General features: G+C 72.9%; 14 protein-coding genes, 6 tRNA genes and 1 other RNA gene. 18 read left to right on the forward strand and 3 right to left on the reverse strand.

All coding sequences use genetic code 11. The features are described 5' to 3' along the window. Nucleotides 1-34: 34 nt before the first annotated feature. The 7 genes from gyrB to QJR14_04485 all read left to right on the forward strand — a co-directional run bounded on the left by gyrB (nt 35) and on the right by QJR14_04485 (nt 7,898). Nucleotides 35-1,984 carry a DNA topoisomerase (ATP-hydrolyzing) subunit B gene (gyrB, locus tag QJR14_04455; protein ID MDI3316858.1) on the forward strand — a complete coding sequence of 650 codons (1,950 nt, stop codon included), beginning with the start codon at nt 35-37 and terminating at the stop codon, nt 1,982-1,984. A gap of 22 nt (nt 1,985-2,006) precedes the next feature. Next, on the forward strand, nt 2,007-4,463 hold the full coding sequence (gene gyrA, locus QJR14_04460) for a DNA gyrase subunit A (GenBank protein MDI3316859.1): 2,457 nt from the start codon (nt 2,007-2,009) through the stop codon (nt 4,461-4,463). A gap of 4 nt (nt 4,464-4,467) precedes the next feature. Beyond that, complete coding sequence (locus QJR14_04465; GenBank protein MDI3316860.1) at nt 4,468-5,508, forward strand: AIR synthase-related protein; 1,041 nt, start codon at nt 4,468-4,470, stop codon at nt 5,506-5,508. Between the two features lie 3 nt (nt 5,509-5,511). Further along, nucleotides 5,512-6,795: a serine--tRNA ligase gene (gene serS, locus QJR14_04470; protein ID MDI3316861.1), complete on the forward strand. Its 1,284-nt coding sequence runs from the start codon at nt 5,512-5,514 to the stop codon at nt 6,793-6,795. 63 nt (nt 6,796-6,858) lie between these two features. After that, nucleotides 6,859-6,949, forward strand: a tRNA-Ser gene (locus QJR14_04475). A 63-nt stretch (nt 6,950-7,012) separates the two neighbouring features. Beyond that, nucleotides 7,013-7,504 carry a YbaK/EbsC family protein gene (locus QJR14_04480; GenBank protein MDI3316862.1) on the forward strand — a complete coding sequence of 164 codons (492 nt, stop codon included), beginning with the start codon at nt 7,013-7,015 and terminating at the stop codon, nt 7,502-7,504. Between the two features lie 109 nt (nt 7,505-7,613). Then, on the forward strand, nt 7,614-7,898 hold the full coding sequence (locus QJR14_04485) for a hypothetical protein (protein MDI3316863.1): 285 nt from the start codon (nt 7,614-7,616) through the stop codon (nt 7,896-7,898). A 52-nt stretch (nt 7,899-7,950) separates the two neighbouring features. Here the strand turns inward: QJR14_04485 and QJR14_04490 are convergent, their stop codons facing one another. Next, nucleotides 7,951-8,220 (reverse strand): YqhV family protein, encoded by a 270-nt coding sequence (locus tag QJR14_04490; protein ID MDI3316864.1) that lies wholly within the window; start codon nt 8,218-8,220, stop codon nt 7,951-7,953. Between the two features lie 98 nt (nt 8,221-8,318). Here QJR14_04490 and QJR14_04495 point away from each other — a divergent pair. Both QJR14_04495 and QJR14_04500 read left to right on the forward strand, forming a co-directional pair. Beyond that, nucleotides 8,319-8,408, forward strand: a tRNA-Ser gene (locus QJR14_04495). A 16-nt stretch (nt 8,409-8,424) separates the two neighbouring features. Then, nucleotides 8,425-8,500 (forward strand) — tRNA-Arg (locus QJR14_04500). Between the two features lie 73 nt (nt 8,501-8,573). On the opposite strand, the gene QJR14_04505 is transcribed toward QJR14_04500, so the two are convergent. Then, nucleotides 8,574-9,785, reverse strand: a complete 1,212-nt coding sequence (locus tag QJR14_04505) for an MFS transporter (GenBank protein MDI3316865.1) — start codon at nt 9,783-9,785, stop codon at nt 8,574-8,576. Nucleotides 9,786-9,794: 9 nt separating this feature from the next. Next, the gene (locus QJR14_04510; protein ID MDI3316866.1) at nt 9,795-11,003 is read right to left on the reverse strand and encodes a glycosyltransferase; all 1,209 of its coding nucleotides are present in this window, start codon (nt 11,001-11,003) and stop codon (nt 9,795-9,797) included. A 170-nt stretch (nt 11,004-11,173) separates the two neighbouring features. On the opposite strand from QJR14_04510, the gene QJR14_04515 reads away from it, so the two are divergent. The 9 genes from QJR14_04515 to QJR14_04555 all read left to right on the forward strand — a co-directional run bounded on the left by QJR14_04515 (nt 11,174) and on the right by QJR14_04555 (nt 16,942). Then, a complete protein-coding gene (locus tag QJR14_04515; GenBank protein MDI3316867.1) occupies nt 11,174-11,887 on the forward strand; it encodes a response regulator transcription factor in 714 nt (237 codons plus the stop codon). Nucleotide 11,888: 1 nt separating this feature from the next. Beyond that, nucleotides 11,889-13,379: an ATP-binding protein gene (locus tag QJR14_04520; protein MDI3316868.1), complete on the forward strand. Its 1,491-nt coding sequence runs from the start codon at nt 11,889-11,891 to the stop codon at nt 13,377-13,379. Continuing rightward, the gene (gene tadA / locus QJR14_04525) at nt 13,372-13,836 is read left to right on the forward strand and encodes a tRNA adenosine(34) deaminase TadA (GenBank protein MDI3316869.1); all 465 of its coding nucleotides are present in this window, start codon (nt 13,372-13,374) and stop codon (nt 13,834-13,836) included. The genes QJR14_04520 and tadA overlap by 8 nt, the downstream gene beginning before the upstream one ends. Before the next feature lie 320 nt (nt 13,837-14,156). Continuing rightward, a tRNA-Arg gene (locus tag QJR14_04530) sits at nt 14,157-14,235 on the forward strand. Between the two features lie 86 nt (nt 14,236-14,321). After that, a tRNA-Ser gene (locus QJR14_04535) sits at nt 14,322-14,410 on the forward strand. Nucleotides 14,411-14,419: 9 nt separating this feature from the next. Continuing rightward, nucleotides 14,420-14,509: transfer RNA gene (locus QJR14_04540), tRNA-Ser, on the forward strand. Nucleotides 14,510-14,528: 19 nt separating this feature from the next. Beyond that, nucleotides 14,529-14,791: signal recognition particle sRNA large type (gene ffs / locus QJR14_04545), an RNA gene on the forward strand. 103 nt (nt 14,792-14,894) lie between these two features. Beyond that, nucleotides 14,895-16,607: a DNA polymerase III subunit gamma/tau gene (gene dnaX, locus QJR14_04550; GenBank protein MDI3316870.1), complete on the forward strand. Its 1,713-nt coding sequence runs from the start codon at nt 14,895-14,897 to the stop codon at nt 16,605-16,607. Then, entirely contained in the window at nt 16,604-16,942 is a 339-nt protein-coding gene (locus QJR14_04555; GenBank protein MDI3316871.1) for a YbaB/EbfC family nucleoid-associated protein, read from the forward strand. The genes dnaX and QJR14_04555 overlap by 4 nt, the downstream gene beginning before the upstream one ends. Nucleotides 16,943-16,969: the final 27 nt, after the last annotated feature.

The raw sequence follows: 16,969 nt of genomic DNA on the forward strand, positions 1-16,969 counted from the left end.
AGGGCGGGGAGGCGTCGGATTGGCAGAGGAGAGCGTGATCGATCTGCTCCATCCGGCCGGCCGTGAGGACGGCGGGTACGACGAGAGCCAGATCCAGGTGCTGGAGGGTCTGGAGGCCGTTCGTCGCCGTCCGGGCATGTACGTCGGCAGCACGGGCGCCCAGGGGCTCCATCACCTGGTCTACGAGGTGGTCGACAACAGCGTCGACGAGGCCATGGCCGGCTTCTGCGACCACATCGTCGTCACGCTGCGCGCCGACGGCAGCGTCCGGGTCCGCGACAACGGGCGCGGCATCCCCACCGGCATCCACCCCAAGGTGAAGAGGCCCACCCTCGAGGTCGTGCTGACCATGCTGCACGCGGGCGGGAAGTTCGACTCCAAGGCGTACAAGGTCTCGGGCGGCCTCCACGGCGTGGGCGTCTCGGTGGTCAACGCGCTCTCCGCCTGGCTCGAGGCGGAGAGCCGCCGGGAGGGCGGCGTCTTCCGGCAGCGCTTCGAGCGGGGTCAGCCGGTCGGCCCGATGAGGCGGGTCGGGGAGAGCGACGAGACGGGGACGACCATCACCTTCCTGCCGGACGCCAGCATCTTCGAGAGCACGACCTTCGACTACGAGACGCTGGCGCAGCGGTTGCGGGAGCTGGCCTTCCTCAATCGCGGGCTGGCCATCGAGCTGGACGACGAGCGGACCGGGCGGCTCAGCCGCTACCGCTTCCAGGGGGGCATCGTCTCGTTCGTCCAGGTGCTCAACAAGGGAAAGGGGCCGCTGCACCCGGGAGTCTGCTACGTGAGCGGCCAGCGCGAGGGCGTCAGCGTGGAAGCCGCCCTCCAGTACAACGAAGGGTACAGCGAGACCCTCTACTCCTTCGCCAACAACATCCACACGGTGGAGGGCGGCACGCACGAGACCGGCTTCAAGATGGCGCTGACCCGGGTGGTCAACGACGCCGCCCGGCGGCTCGGACTGCTCAAGGAAGGCCAGGAGAACCTGAGCGGCGAGGACGTCCGCGAAGGCCTCACGGCCATCCTCTCGGTCCGCCTCCCCGAGCCGCAGTTCGAGGGACAGACCAAGACGAAGCTGGGCAACAGCGATGTCCGTGCCATCGTCGACACCGTCGTGGCCGACGGCGTGGCCGCCTTCCTGGAGGAGAACCCGTCCGCGGCCCGCGCCATCCTGGACAAGGCGGTGACGGCGTCGCGGGCGCGCGAGGCGGCGCGGCGGGCACGCGAGCTGACGCGCAGGAAGGGCGCCCTCGAGGTGACGGCGCTGCCCGGGAAGCTGACCGACTGCACGGTGCGCGATCCGGAGGAGGCGGAGCTCTTCCTGGTGGAAGGCGAGTCCGCCGGCGGCAGCGCCAAGCAGGGCAGAGACAAGCGCTTCCAGGCGGTGCTCCCCCTGCGCGGCAAGATCCTGAACGTGGAGAAGGCGCGGCTCGACCGGGTGTTGAGCCACGAGGAGATCCGCGCCCTGATCACCGCCATCGGCACCGGCATCGGCGAGGACTTCGACATCTCGAAGGCGCGCTACCACCGGGTGATCCTGATGACCGACGCCGACGTGGACGGCGCGCACATCCGGACGCTCCTGCTCACCTTCTTCTTCCGGCACATGCGGCCGCTGATCGAGCACGGCTACGTCTACGTCGCCCAGCCGCCCCTCTACCAGATCGTCCCGAAGCGGGGGAAGGACCGGCAGCCCCGTTACGCTTACTCCGACGCGGAGCGCGACCGGATCATCGCCCAGCTGGGAGGCTGGGAGGCGGTGGAACCGCCCCAGCGCTACAAGGGCCTGGGGGAGATGGACGCCGAACAGCTCTGGTCCACCACCATGGATCCCACCCGGAGGACGCTCCTGGCCGTCACCCTGCAGGACGCCATCCAGGCCGACCAGATCTTCAGCATCCTGATGGGCGCCGAGGTGGCCCCGCGGCGGGAGTTCATCCAGGAGCACGCGCACGAGGTCCAGAACCTGGACACGATCGGCTAGCTGACAAGCAGGAGGAGCCGGAGTGGCAGAGATCGGCAACGTCGTACCCGTCGACCTGACCGAGCAGATGAAGCAGTCCTACATCGATTACGCCATGAGCGTGATCGTCAACCGTGCGCTGCCCGACGTCCGCGACGGCCTGAAGCCCGTGCACCGGCGGATCCTCTACGCCATGCGCCAGGCGGGCAACACGCCGGACAAGCCGTACAAGAAGGCGGCGCGGACGGTGGGCGACGTGCTGGGCAAATACCACCCGCACGGCGACGCGGCCGTCTACGACGCGCTGGTCCGCATGGCCCAGGACTTCGCCATGCGCTATCCGCTCATCGACGGGCACGGCAACTTCGGCTCCGTGGACGGGGACCCGCCGGCCGCCATGCGCTATACGGAGGCGCGCCTGGCGCCGATCGCCATGGAGCTCCTGCGCGACCTGGAGAAGGAGACGGTGGACTTCGTCCCCAACTTCGACGGGGACGAGAAGGAGCCGGTGGTCCTGCCGGCCCGCTTCCCCAACCTGCTGGTCAACGGCTCGGCCGGCATCGCCGTCGGCATGGCCACCAACATCCCCCCGCACAACCTGCGCGAGGTGATCGACGGGGTCCTGGCGCTGATCGAGGACCGCTCCCTGAACGTGGCCGACCTGATGCGCCGCATCCCCGGCCCCGACTTCCCCACCGGGGCGCTGATCGTCGGCCGGCAGGGCATCCGCCAGGCCTACGAGACCGGGCGCGGCATCATCACGCTGCGCGCGCGGGCCCACGTCGAGACGGGGAAGGGTGACCGGCAGCAGATCGTCGTCGAGGAGCTGCCCTACGAGGTCAACAAGGCGAAGCTGATCGAGCAGATCGCCGAGGAGGTCCGCGAGCGCCGCATCGAGGGCATCTCCGACCTCCGCGACGAGACCGACCGGAACGGGATGCGGATCGTCATCGAGCTCCAGCGGGGCGCCAACGCCAACGTGGTCCTCAACAAGCTGTACAAGGCGACCGCCCTGCAGCAGAGCTTCGGCATCATCCTGCTGGCGCTGGTCGACCAGCAACCCCGCATCCTCAACCTCAAGGAGATCCTGGAGCTCTACCTGGCCCACCAGGAAGAGGTGATCCGCCGCCGGAGCCGCTTCGAGCTCGATCGCGCCGAGGAGCGGGCGCACATCCTGGAGGGCCTGCGCATCGCCCTGGACCACATCGACGAGATCGTCGCCCTGATCCGCGGCTCCCGCACGGTGGAGGAGGCCCGGGACGGGCTGATGGCCCGCTTCGGCCTGAGCGAGAAGCAGGCCCAGGCGATCCTGGACATGCGGCTGCAGCGGCTGACCGGCCTGGAGCGGGAGAAGATCGAGGCCGAGTACCGCGAGGTGCTGCAGCGGATCGCCGAGCTGCGCGCCATCCTGGCGGACGAGCAGCGCCTCCTGGGCGTCATCCGCGACGAGCTGAGCGAGATCCGGGAGAAGTACGGCGACGCCCGGCGGACGGAGATCGTCGCCGGCGAGGCCGCGTTCGACGAGGAAGACCTGATCGCCGACGAGGAGTGCGTGGTCACCGTCACCCACTTCGGCTACGTGAAGCGGCAGCCGCTGGGCAGCTACCGGAGCCAGCACCGCGGCGGCCGCGGCATCGCCGGCACCTCGGTGCGGAATGAGGACTTCGTGGAGCACCTCTTCGTCACCCGGACCCACCACTGGGTGCTCTTCTTCACCAACCGCGGGCGCGTCTACCCGGTCAAGGCGTACGAGATCCCGGAGGCGAGCCGGACCGCCCGGGGGACGGCGGTGGTCAACCTGGTGCCCCTGGAGGGCGGCGAGGGGATCACGGCCGTGGTCACCGTCCCCTCCTTCGAGGAGGAGGAGGCAGAGGAAGGGGACTTCCTGGTGATGGCGACGCGCAACGGCGTGATCAAGCGGACGGCGCTGCGCGAGTTCGGTTCCGCCCGGCGGGCCGGGCTGGTGGCCCTGGGCCTGGACGAGGGCGACGAGCTGATCGCCGTGGCGCGCGCGCAGGAGCCGGCCGACCTGCTTCTGGCCAGCCGTGGCGGAGCCGCCATCCGCTTCTCCCTCGCCGACGTCCGGCCCATGGGGCGGACCGCCCGGGGGGTCACCGGCATCCGCCTGGCGGAGGGCGACCGGGTGATCGCCATGGCCGTGGTCGACCCGGCAGCCGACCTGCTGGTGGTGACGGAGAACGGCTTCGGCAAACGGACGCCGCTGGAGCAGTTCCGCCGCCAGGGCCGCGGCGGCATGGGTGTCCACGCCATCCGGCCCACCCGCCGGAACGGGCAGGTGGCCGGGGCGCTGGTGGTCCACGAGGAGGACGAGGTGATGGCTATCAGCGCCCAGGGCGTCCTCATCCGCTACCCGGTCCACGACGTGCCCCGCCTCGGCCGCATGACCCAGGGGGTCAGCCTCATGCGGCTGGGGCCGGGCGACCAGCTGGTGGCCGTCGCCCGCATCGAGTCCGACGAGGCGAACGGCGGGGAGCGGTGAGCCGGTGAGCGCGACGGGCGGGGAGAGGGCCGGCCTGGCCGCGGGCAAGCTTCCTCTCGATCTGCTGGAGCGGCACGTGCTCCGGTACCGGGGTGCGCAGCGCGCCGAGCTCCTCCGCGGCGGCGCGACGGGCGAGGACGCCGCCGTCCTCGACCTGGGCGGCGACCTGGTGGTCGCCTCCACCGACCCGATCACGGCGGCCGAGGCGGACGCCGGCTGGCTGGCGGTCCACGTCTCCGCCAACGACGTGGCCGCCGCCGGCGCCGAACCGGTGCTGGTCCTGCTGACGCTCCTCCTCCCCGAAGGAAGCGGCCCGGCCCTGGTGGAGCGGCTGATGGCCGGCGCGCAGCGGGCGGCGGAGGAGGTGGGGCTGGCCATCGGCGGCGGGCACACCGAGGTCACCCCGGGCCTGCCGCGGCCGATCCTCTCGGCCACCGTCCTCGGCCGGCGCCCGCGCGAGCGGGACGTTCACGCCGGGGCGCTCGAGCCCGGTGACGCGCTGGTGATGGCGGGTGCGGCCGGGACCGAAGGCGCCGCCATCCTGGCCGCCGACCGGGCGGGGGAGGTGCGGGCCGCCCTCGGCGAGGAAGCCTGGCGGCGCCTCCTCGACCTGCGGCGACGGATCAGCATCGTGCCGGCGGCCAGGATCGCGCTGGCGACGGGAAGCCGGGCGATGCACGATGTGACGGAGGGCGGCGTCTGGGGCGCCGCCTACGAGATGGCGGCCGCCTCGGGCGTCGGGCTGGAGCTGGATCCCCAGGCCGTGCCGGTGCCGCCGGACGTGGAGCGCCTCTGCCGGCACTTCGGCCTGGACGTCTACCGGCTGATCTCGAGCGGCAGCCTCCTGATCGGCCTGGCCTGGGAGGAGGCGGGGCCGCTGGTCGACCGCCTGCGGGAGGCAGGCATTCCCGCCGCGCGCATCGGGCGCGTCCGCGAGCGGGCGGCCGGCCTGCGGATCCGGCAGGGGGAGGGCTGGGCCGACCTGGAGCCGCCGCGGGGTGACGAGCTCTGGCGAGTGGTCGGCGGATCGTCGGGAGGGGGATAGGGCGTGCTCGACCTGCGCTGGGTACGGGAGCATCCGGAGGAGGTGCGCGCCGGCATGCGCGCCAAGGGGGTCGAGGAGGCGCCGCTGGACGAGCTCCTCGACGCCGATCGCGGCTGGCGGCAGCACCTGGCCGAGCTGGAGGAGCTCCGCGCCACCCGCAACCGGGTCTCGGAGGAGGTCGGGCGCCGGCGCCGCGAGGGCCGGCCGGCGGACGAGCTGGTGGCCGAGATGCGCGGGGTGGGCGCGCGGATCAAGGAGCTGGAGGCGAGGGTGCGGGAGGAGGCCGACCGGATCCAGGCGGCGCTCCTGGCCATCCCCAACCTTCCTGCGCCGGACGTACCGGTGGGGCCGGACGAGTCGGGCAACGTGGAGCTCCGGCGCGTGGGCGAGGTGCGCGGGTTCGGCTTCGAGCCGCTTCCCCACTGGGAGCTGGGGTCCCGCCTGGGCCTCCTGGACTTCGAGCGGGCGAGCAAGATCAGCGGCTCGCGCTTCGTCGTCTACAAGGGTACGGGCGCGCGCCTGGCGCGCGCGCTCATCCAGTTCATGCTCGACCTGCACATCGAGCGCCAGGGCTACAGCGAGATCTACCCGCCCTTCCTGGTCAACAGCGCCAGCATGACCGGGACCGGCCAGCTGCCCAAGTTCGCCGAGGACGCCTTCAAGGTGGAGGGCCACGACCTCTGGCTGGTGCCCACCGCCGAGGTGCCGGTGACCAACCTCTACCGCGACGAGATCCTCGACGGCGCCCGGCTGCCGATCAAGCACTGCGCCTACACCGCCTGCTTCCGCTCCGAGGCCGGCGCCGCCGGGCGCGACACGCGCGGGCTGATCCGCCAGCACGAGTTCGACAAAGTGGAGCTGGTCAAGTTCGTCACCCCCGAGAGCTCCGAGGAGGAGCTCCGCTCGCTCATCCGCGACGCGGAGGAAGTGCTGGAGGCGCTGGAGCTGCCCTACCGCGAATTCCAGATGTGCACCGGCGACCTGGGCTTCACGGCGGCGAAGAAGATCGACCTGGAGGTCTGGATGCCCAGCTACGGCCGCTACGTGGAGATCTCCAGCTGCTCCAACTTCACCGACTTCCAGGCCCGCCGCGCCAACATCCGGTTCCGCCGGACGCCGGAGAGCAAGGCGGAGCTGGTCCACACCCTCAACGGCTCCGGCCTGGCGGTCGGCCGCACCTTCGCCGCCATCCTCGAGAACTACCAGGAAGCGGACGGCTCCGTCACCATCCCCGCCGTGCTCCGTCCCTACATGCGCGGCCAGGAACGGATCGCCCCGCCTGCCTGAGGCGACAGGCCGGCCGCCCGCGCCGGGCAGGCTGTGCTAGACTCTTGCTCGACCCGGCTTTCCGGAGAGGTGCCGGAGCGGTTGAACGGAGCGGTCTTGAAAACCGCCAGGGGCTCGAAGCTCCTCGTGGGTTCGAATCCCACCCTCTCCGCCAGGCTCTGCGCCAGGATCCAGACTTTCGGAGAGCGTTCCCCGGGCGGGGGGGGAGGCAGCCGCCATGCACGCCAACGTGGAGCGGGTCCTGGCGGCGCTGAGGGCGGCCGGCGTGGATCCCGCGGTGCGGGAGACGACGGAGTCGACCGCCACCGCCCGCGAGGCCGCGGAGGCTGTGGGGACGACGGTCGACCGCATCGTCAAGAGCCTCCTCTGGCTGGCCGACGGCCAGCCGGTCCTCGCCCTGGTCTCGGGGGCCCACCGCGTCGACGAGGCGAAGCTCGCGCGGGCGCTGGCCGTTCTTCTCGGGCGCGAACCCGACGACGTGCGACGCGCCGACGCCACAACGGTCAAGCAGGTGACCGGCTTCCCGGTGGGCGGGGTGCCGCCGGTGGGCCATGCCCGGCCGCTTCCTACCGTGATCGACCAGAGCCTCGTCGCAGACGGCGAGGCCACTCTGTGGGCCGCCGCCGGGACGCCGCGCGCCGTCTTCCCCGTGACGGCGGCGGAGCTGCTTCGGCTGACGGGCGGCCGGCCGGCCGAGATCGCGGAGTGACCTGGCCGCCGGAGGAAGGAGAGAGGATCGGCCCGGTGGCGCGCCCGGCCGGCGCGGCTCATGGGTGGTCCGAACCCGGGGCAGACTGGGGCCGGAGGTGCGTTCGCTCGTGGGTGAGATCCGGCTCCGCCTGGGCCCCCGCGTCGATCCGGAGCGCGATCCGGCCAGGGTGGCGGAGGCGCTGGACCGGATGGAGGAGGACGACCGGCTCGACCTGCTGCTGGAGGCGGCGGACGCCCACCAGCTCGACCCCGTGGTCCGCGTGATCGAAGCGAAGGGTTTCGGCTACCAGCCCAAGGGAGGGCACGAACGGGAGTACCACCTCCTGGTCGGGCGCGACCTGACGCGACCGGGCAACCCGGGCGCGCCGGAGACGCCCGAGCGGGAGCGTTGAGCGTACTTCCTCGTGGGAGCGGCGCCCGCCGGGCCCGACGCCGGACACCCGATCAGTGCTGGACGCCGAAGAGGATCAGGGCGACGCCCAGGAAGATGACACCGATCCGCCAGAGCGGCATCTCGCCGGCGATGCCGGCCACGCCGATGGCGGTGACGGTGAGAAGCACCAGCGGTCCCGCCATGCCCAGCAGCGCGTTGACACGGAGAGCCGCCTCGACGCGGTTGTAGTGCGCCATCAGCGTGGCGCCGGTCAACTCGATGCCGGCCGAGATCAGGCGCATCAGGACCATGGCGCCGACGTAGGGCTCGAGACCGAGCACGGCCGCCTCGCCTCCAGGAGGCTTCCTATTCGGCGGACTGCGGGGGTATGAGCCGGTTGCCAGGCGGGGGCGCGAGTGCTAGCATACGGAGTTGCACTGGAGAGGTGACCGAGTGGCTGAAGGTAGCTGCCTGCTAAGCAGTTGAGGGCGCAAGTCCTCCGCGGGTTCGAATCCCGCCCTCTCCGCCAGAGTTGAGCCTTCCGTGCGCCCATAGCTCAGTGGACAGAGCGACTGGCTACGGACCAGTAGGCCGGGGGTTCAAATCCTCCTGGGCGCACCACCAATGGAACGTCGCAGGCCGCAGCCCGCCGGGCTGCGGCCTTTTTTCCGCCCGCCAGGCCGCGCGGACGAATTCATTTCCCGGGAAACTCCTCCGGCGGCAGCGCGAAGCGCTCCACCGGCAGGAAGAAGTAGACGACGATCATGGCCAGCAGCACGCTGCAGGTGGCGTAGAGCGGCAGGTGGAGACCGAAGAGCGTGCCCAGGACGCCTCCCAGGGCGGAACCCAGCGCCACCCCGGCCCCCTCGACCGTCATGAAGAAGCCCATGAGGCCGCCCCGGTCGCTGTCCGGGGCGATGCGCGTCATCAGCCCGTTCCAGGAGGGCAGGACGAGCGCGTAGCCGCCGCCGAGCAGGACGGCCGCGGGGAGCGCCTGGCCCAGCGTCCTCCGGCTGGCCAGAAAGACCAGCGAGGCGGAGGCGATCAGGAGACCGGCCAGCAGGACCGGACGGGGGCCGAGGCGGTCGGCGAGCCATCCCGCGGGGAGCAGGACGAGGACGGCGACCAGCCCGCCGGCCATCATCAGCCAGGCGTACTCGGGTCCGGAGATGTGGAACTGCTGGCGGGCGAAGGGTGCCATCACCGGGAGGATCAGCCCGACGGCGAAGGTCTGAAGGAACATCCCCGGCAGCACCGGCCAGGCGCGCCCGATGAGCGGCGCCACGCGCCGCACGGTGGTACCGATCCACTCCACCCGCCTCCAGTCGACGCCGCGGTAGCGGAGCGAGCGCAGGTGGGCGAGCGCCACCGCCAGCGGGACCAGGATCACGGCCCCGAGCACCGGGAAGACCCAGCGGTCGGGGATGTAGTTGACCAGGATGGGACCCAGCCCGCCGCCGGCCAGCCAGGCGACGAAGATGGAGCTGAGGGCGGTGGAGCGGAGCTCCTCCGGCGCCGCCGCGCTGATGCCCGACATCGCGGCCGGCCAGGTGCCGGCCGCGCCCAACCCGTAGGCGAGGGAGCCCAGGAGGAGCGCCGGCAGGCTGTGGGAGCGCGAGAGGACGAGCACGCCCAGCGCGGCCAGCAGGAAGCCGGGGAGCAGGATGGGCCAGGGGCCCAGGCGATCGATGATGCTCCCCTCCCAGGCCTTGAAAAGATTGTCGGCGATGTACTGCGTGGCGATGACCAGGCCGACCTCCGCCGTGGTCACGCCCAGGCCGGGCAGGTAGGTGGGCAGGAACGTGATGTAGAGCGCGCCGCGGACGAACTCGACGGCGGCCACGGTCACAAGATAGGCGAGCACGGAGGGCTTGGCGATGGCGCGGACGATCCGGGCGATCTCCACGGCCGGGCCTCACCTCGAGGGCGCAGCGGCCCGCGCCGACCGTGCCCGGGCCAGCCTGGGGTCCCGTGTCAGCACCGCAGCCACGTCCAGGGCGGCGGCGGGCCGTCCCAGGCGGCGGGCGGCCTGGGCCAGCCGGTCCGCTTCCTCGGGACGGCGAAGCAGAAGCTCCAGGCGAGCGACCAGATCGGGGGCGTCGCGGGCGACGAGCGCCGCCCCGTGGCGGGCCAGGTAGGCGGCGTTGACCGCCTCCTGGCCGGGGACGGGGGGGACCAGCAGGAGCGGGCGGCCGGCGGCCAGCGCCTCCGAGGTGGTGACGCCGCCCGCCTTGGTGATCACCAGGTCGGCCGCGCTCATGGCCGCGGCCAGGTCGGGGAGGAGGTCGACCGCGCGGACCGGGTGGCGCATGCGGCGCGCTTCCTGGCGCAGGTGGCGCTGGGCGGCGGCATCGTCGCCGGCCACCGCGAGCAGCTGGAAGTCGGCCGGCAGGCGGTCGATCCGCGCCAGGAGCTCGGGGAGGCCGGACAGGGTGGCCAGCGCGCCGCCGGTGAGCAGGAGCACGGGACGGCCCGGATCCAGCCCGAAGCCGGCGCGGGCGGCGGCCCTCTCGGGCAGGTGCAGGAAGGCGCGCCGGAGGGGGATGCCGGTGGCGTGGACGTGCCCCGCTTCGACGCCGCGCCGGACGAGTCCCTGGGCGATGGCGGGCGAGCTGACGAAGTAGCCATCGGTCCCGGGGTAGATCCACTCGGGGCCGTCGGTGTGGTCGGTCACCACCGTGTAGAACGAGAGATCGCGGAGCCGCCCCCGCCGGGCCAGGGCGGAATGGATGGCGGCCGTCTGCGGGAAGGTGTGGACCAGGACGCTGGGGCGGGCCGACGCCACGATCTCCAGCATGCGCCGCCAGCCGAGGCGCGTGAGCGCCTCGCGGAGCGCCGCCTGCTCCGCGACGCGCGAGGAGGCCCGGTAGAACCAGCCGTAGGCGCGCGGGAAGTGGCGCACCGCCGTGACGTAGCTGAAGCGGGTGAAGCGCGCGTAGAGCGGCGAGTAGGCCTGGAAGAAGTCGAGCACCTGGAAGGAGAGAGCCGGCTCCAGCTCGGCCACCGCCTCGGCCACGGCCAGGGCCACCTGCCGGTGGCCGCCGCCGTAGCCCGCGGTCAGGATGAGGAGGTCGGCCTGCCCGTCCCCGGCCGACCAGACCGCCTGGAGCTTCCCAGCTTCCACGCCTATCCTCTCCCAGCCGTCATGATAGCCGTCACGGAGCCGCCTCCGAAGCGGGCGGAACGCTCCCATGGTGACACACTCCACCCGTCCGCCGCCAGCGGGCGGTATCGTGATAGGAAGACGACCCGGGGACGGGAAGAGATCCGGAGATCGGGGGGCCGGCGAGAAAGGTGCGCATCCTGGTGGTGGAAGACGAGCCGAGACTGGCCAGGCTCCTCTGCCGCGCCATGGAGGAGGTCCGCCACAGCGCCGACTGCGTCCACGACGGCTGGACGGGTCTGGAGCAGGCGCGGCGGGGCGGCTACGACCTCCTCATCCTCGACTGGCTGCTGCCCGGACTGGACGGGCTCTCGCTCTGCAGGACGCTGCGCCAGGAGCCGGGCCCGGCGGGCGCCATCCCCATCCTCATGCTGACCGCCCGCGACGCCGTCAGCGACCGGGTGGCCGGTCTCGACGCCGGCGCCGACGACTACCTGACCAAGCCCTTCTCGCTGGAGGAACTGGCGGCGCGGGTGCGGGCGCTCGAACGCCGGATCCTCCGGCCGCTCCGCCAGTCCCAGGAAGCGCGGGAGATGGAGGCGGGCGGCCTCCTCTTCGATCCCGAGCTGCGCACCGTGCGGCGCAGGGACGGCGGTTCCGAGGAGGTCCGCCTGACCGTCCGGGAGGCGGCGGTGCTGGAGTGCTTCCTCCGGCACCCGGGGCAGGTGCTGAGCCGGGGGCAGATCCTGCGCCAGGCCTGGGACGACCCCCAGGTGGTGGGCGAGCAGAGCGTCGACAGCGTGCTCTACCTCCTGCGCAGGAAGCTGGAGCCGCTGGCGCCCGCCTTCGCCATCCGCAACGTGCGGGGGCTGGGCTACCGGCTGGAGCCGGGCGGGCGGGACTGAGATGTTCGAGCGCGTCCGCAGGCGGCTGACCCTCTGGCACGTGGGGACCTTGGCGCTGGTCCTGCTCCTCTTCGTGGGCGGCATCTACCTGGCCGCGGAGCGGACCCTGGTCGGCGAGATGGACCGCGGCCTGCTCCTGGAGAACCGGCGCGCCGGCGAGTCGCTGGGGCTGCGCTGGGCGGGCGACGCCTGGCGGCTCGGCCATCCGGGAGAGCTGGGCGAACGCGAGCTGCCCGGCGAGACCGGGGAGCCGGAGGAGAACGGCGAGGCCGACCGCGAGGAGAGCGTCCCCGCCCTACCCCTGGAACAGGAGCACCTGGGCTTCGTGACCAGCACGACGCTCCTGCTCGGGCCAGACGGGCGACTCCTGGCGGGCTCGCCGGGCGCGAGCAGCCTGGTGACCGAGGGGGCCGTCCGCTCGGTCGGTTCCTGGCGCCAGGCGGGCTTCGAGACGGTCTCCCTGCGGCAGGGGTCGATCCGCCTGTACGGCGCCCCGATCCGGGAGGCGGGGGGCCGGGTGGCCGGCTTCCTGGTGACCGCGCGGCCGACGGAGCCGCTCGCGTCGACGCTCCACGGCCTCCTCACGGTCTTGCTGGGCGCCGCCGGGGTGGCTCTGCTGGCGGCGGCGGCGGCGGGCAGCCTGATGGCGGGCCGCGCCCTGGTGCCCATCCGGCAGGCCTGGGAGCAGCAGCGCAGTTTCATCGCCGACGCCTCGCACGAGCTCCGCACCCCGCTGGCGGTCATCCGCGGCAACAGCGAGCTGCTGGCCAAGCGGCTGGCGGAGCGGGGGGCCGAGGAAGAGCGGGAGATCGTGGCCGACATCCAGGACGAGGCGCTGCGCATGTCCAACCTGGTGGAAGGGCTGCTGACGCTGGCGCGGGCGGACGCAGGCCGGCTCGAGCTGCGCAGGGAGCCGGTGGACGCGGCGGAGCTCCTGCGCACGGTGGCGCGGAGGGCGCGGCCCCTGGCGGAGGAGCGCGGGCTGGAGCTGACCGCCGAGGCGCCGCCCGGGCCGCTCTTCGTCCGCGGCGACCCCGACCGGCTGGCGCAGGCGCTCTGGGTGCTGGTGGACAATGCGCTCCGCTACACGCCCGCGCCCGGTCGCGTGACACTCAGCTGCCAGGGCGTCGTGCGCGGAGGAAGGGCGGGGGTGGAGACCAGTGTCCGCGACACCGGACCGGGCATCCCCGCCGAGGTGCGCGAGAGGCTCTTCGACCGCTTCTACCGCGGCGATCCCTCCCGCTCCAGCGAGGGCGCCGGCCTGGGCCTGGCCATCGCCCAGGCGATCGTCCGCGCGCACGGGGGCCGGATCGAGGTGGAGAGCACGGTCGGGAGGGGAAGTCGCTTCCTCTTCTGGCTGCCGCGGGCGTCGGGGGGCACCGGCGAGCGCCGGGCGACGGGCCGCGGGGCGGCGGATGGAGCGGAGGCCCAGGTCGTCCCGCGCGCAGCTCCCGAGGAGGCGAGGGACCATCCAGACGTCCTCCATGGCTGAGGAGGCGCTCGAGCGCGACCTGCGGTGGATGCGGGTCGCCCTGCAGGCGGCGCGCCGGGCGGCGGAGGAGGGGGACGTCCCGGTCGGCGCGGCGCTGGTGGAGGGCGACCGGCTGCTGGCCACGGGGGAGAACCGCCGCGAGCGCGACCAGGACCCCACCGCCCACGCCGAGGTGGTCGCCCTGCGGGCGGCGGCGGGCCGGCGCCGGCGCTGGCACCTGGAGGGGACGACGCTCTACGTGACGCTCGAGCCCTGCGCCATGTGCGCGGGCGCCCTGGTGCTGGCGCGGGTCGACCGCCTGGTCTTCGGCGCCGCCGATCCCCGCGCCGGGGCGGTGCGGACGCTCTGGCGGATCGCCGACGACCCCCGTCTCAACCACCGCCTGGAGATCCGTGGCGGCGTGCTGGCGGAGGAAGCGGCGGAGCTCCTCCGCGACTTCTTCCGCAGCCGCCGGTAGCGCGCGGGCGGGCGGGGCCGGCCGCGCGGGCGCGGCGCCGCCACCCGCCCCGTGCAGGGCCCGGGTCAGCCAGGAGCCAGAGATCGAGGGGGGTCAGTTTCCAACCGGCGGCGCCAAGCGGGTCGATTCTAAGCCGGCGTTGACACGACCTGACAGGAAGCCCACCCGCCGCCGCCACGGACAGGCCGGGACCGGGCACCGGAGACGGCCTGGCCACAGGTGGCAAAAGCGGCCGCCTCGCCCGCGGGATCCCCGGTTGTTGGAGGTCGGGCGCCGTGCTAGCCTAATAGGGTGCCAGGAGCGTGTGGGTCAGCGGGCGTGCGCCCGTAGCTCAGAAGGATAGAGCGGAGGTTTCCTAAACCTTGTCTGTCGGGGGTTCGAGTCCCCCCGGGCGCACCAACCAGCATCGGCCGGGAGCGAGACCGCCCGGAGCGGGAGCGCTCCACGACAAGACCGCTCGCGGGTCGAGGCCGCCGGATCTTCGCGGAGGGGTGTCCGAGCGGTTTAAGGTGCGGCTCTCGAAAAGCCGTGTGGTGACGAGCCACCGTGGGTTCGAATCCCACCCCCTCCGCCAGCTCTTTTCGGAAGGGTGCAGGAGTGGTTGATCTGGCACGCCTGGAGAGCGTGTGTACGGGAGACCGTACCGTGGGTTCGAATCCCACCCCTTCCGCCAGAATCCAGTTGCGCTTTGGCCGTGCTAGGCGGGGAGGTAGCGGTGCCCTGTACCCGCAATCCGCTTCAGCGGGGCTGAAGACCGCCCCCGGCCTGGCGCTGTGGGGTCCGGGTCCGGCACGTGGTGTTGAGGATCGGGTCCTGCGCGACGTCCACCCGTGAACCCCGTCAGGTCCGGAAGGAAGCAGCGGTAAGCGGGTCAGGGCGGGTGCCGCAGGGGTGCCGGGTCGGAGCCGGCGACCGGACGACGCCCGGAGCGACCAGGTCAAAGGCGGTTGCACGGCCGCCCTTTGCGCATCTTTTCGCAGGCGAGGCTCCCGTCCGGGAGCCTCGATTTCTACTATCCTGGTATACCGGGGGCGGCGAGAACGGGCGAGTACCGTGCGTTGTATCGCGAGTGGCGGCCGCGCACCTTCGCCGAGGTCGTGGGCCAGGAGCACGTGGTGCGGGCGCTCCGCCGCGCCGTGGCCGAGGGGCGCGTGGCGCACGCCTACTGCTTCGCCGGCCCGCGCGGGACCGGCAAGACGTCGGTGGCGCGGATCCTCGCCCGCGCGGTCAACTGCCTCCGTCCCGAGGAAGGCGAACCGTGCAACGCCTGCCGCCCGTGCGCCGAGGCGCTGGAGGGCTCCTTCCTCGATCTGGTGGAGATCGACGCCGCCTCCAACCGGGGCATCGACCAGATGCGCGAGCTCCTCGAGCGCGTCCACCTGGCGCCGGTGGAGGGACGGCGGAAGGTCTACATCATCGACGAGGCGCACATGCTGACGCCCGACGCCTTCAACGCCTTCCTGAAGACGCTGGAGGAGCCGCCGGCGCACACGCTCTTCGTCCTCGCCACCACCGAGCCGCAGAAGGTGCCGGTCACCATCCTCTCCCGCTGCCAGCGCTTCGATTTCCATCGCATCGAGGAAGAGCGGATCGCCCGGCACCTGGCCCACGTCGCCGAGAGCCTGGGTGCGTCCATGGAGCCGGCGGCGCTGGCCGCCGTCGCGCGCTACGCCGAGGGCGGGCTGCGCGACGCCCTCAGCCTGCTGGACGAGTGCCTCGCGGCGGGCGCCCGGACCGTCGACGACGTGGCCGCCGTCCTCGGGACGGCTCCCTCGCAGGCGCTGGAGGCGCTCTCCGGCGCGCTCGCCCGGGGGGACGCCGGCGGTCTCCTGGCCACGGTGCGGGAGCTGGCGCAGGAGGGCAAGGACTTCCGCCAGGTCCTCCTCGATCTGACCGCCTATCTGCGCGAGGAACTGCTCCGGTTGCTGGAGGGGAACCAGGCTGCGGCAGCGGCGCCGGCACCGGGCCCGGCGCGGTCCGGGACGGCTGCGGCGCCCGGAGCGCAGGAATCGCACCCCTGGCGGGCGGAGACGCTCCTGGCCACCCTGGAGGCGCTGGCCGACCTGGAGGGAGAGATGCGCTGGGCGGCGCGACCCAGGGCGCGTTTCGAGCTGGGCCTCCTGGCGGCCATGGAGCGGGCGGGCCACCCGCTGGCGCCGGCGGGTGGCCCGCTGGAGCAGACGGGGGCCGATCCGGAGGGCCCGGTGGCGGGGGGCGGCGCATCCCCCCGGCCGGCGGAGCCGGCCAAGCCCTCCGGGCGGGCCAGCACCGACGAGCGGGACGAGCCGGAGGACAAGCCGGACGAAACCCGCCGGGGCGCTGCGCCCGGGAGCCCCGCACAGGCGGCGGCGCCGGCCGCCGGCGAGATCGACCTCCGGCGGGTGGAGGAGATCTGGCCCGAGGTGGTCCGCCGGGCGCGGCGGCGTTCCGCCAAGCTGGCGGCCTTCCTGGATCCGGCGAAGCTGGGGGGGATCCAAGGGGACGCGCTGGTGCTGGAGTTCCCGCCTCTCTACGAGTTCCACTGCCAGCAGCTGGCGGAGACGCCGCAGCGCGAGATGCTGGAGGAGGTCCTCAGCGAGCTGCTGGGGCGTAGACTGGCCATCAAGAGCCGCCTGGAGGAGGCGGAGCCGGAGACGGGGCTGGCGCCCGCGGTCCGGCAGGTGCTGGAGAAGCTGGGCCCGGACGTGCGCGTCCGCGAGGAGATCCGGGAGCAGGTGGAACCGGCAGACCGCCGCCGGCGCAGCCGTCCCGGGGAGGAGGCGAGAGCATGAGCTTCAACGTCAACCGTCTCATGAAGCAGCTGGAGAAGGTGCAGGCCGACGTCGCCCGCGCCCAGGAGGAACTGAAGAACCGGCGCGTCGAGGCCACGGCGGGGGGCGGCGCCGTCACCGCGGTGGTCAACGGAAGCGGTGTCCTGCAGTCGCTCCAGATCCGGCGGGAGGCGCTGGGCGAGGAGTTCGGCGCGGAAGACCTCGAGATGCTCCAGGACATGATCGTGGCGGCGGTCTCCGAAGCGCAGCGCCAGGCGCGGGAGGTAGCCGCCCAGGAAATGTCCAAGGTGACGGGCGGGCTGGGCGGTCTGCCCGGCCTGGAACATCTCCTCTGACGCCTCGGACGCCTCGGGACGGGAGGT

This window comes from Bacillota bacterium (assembly GCA_029961055.1).
In the GTDB taxonomy this organism is placed as follows: Bacteria; Bacillota; Sulfobacillia; order JAIMAT01; family JAIMAT01; genus JAIMAT01.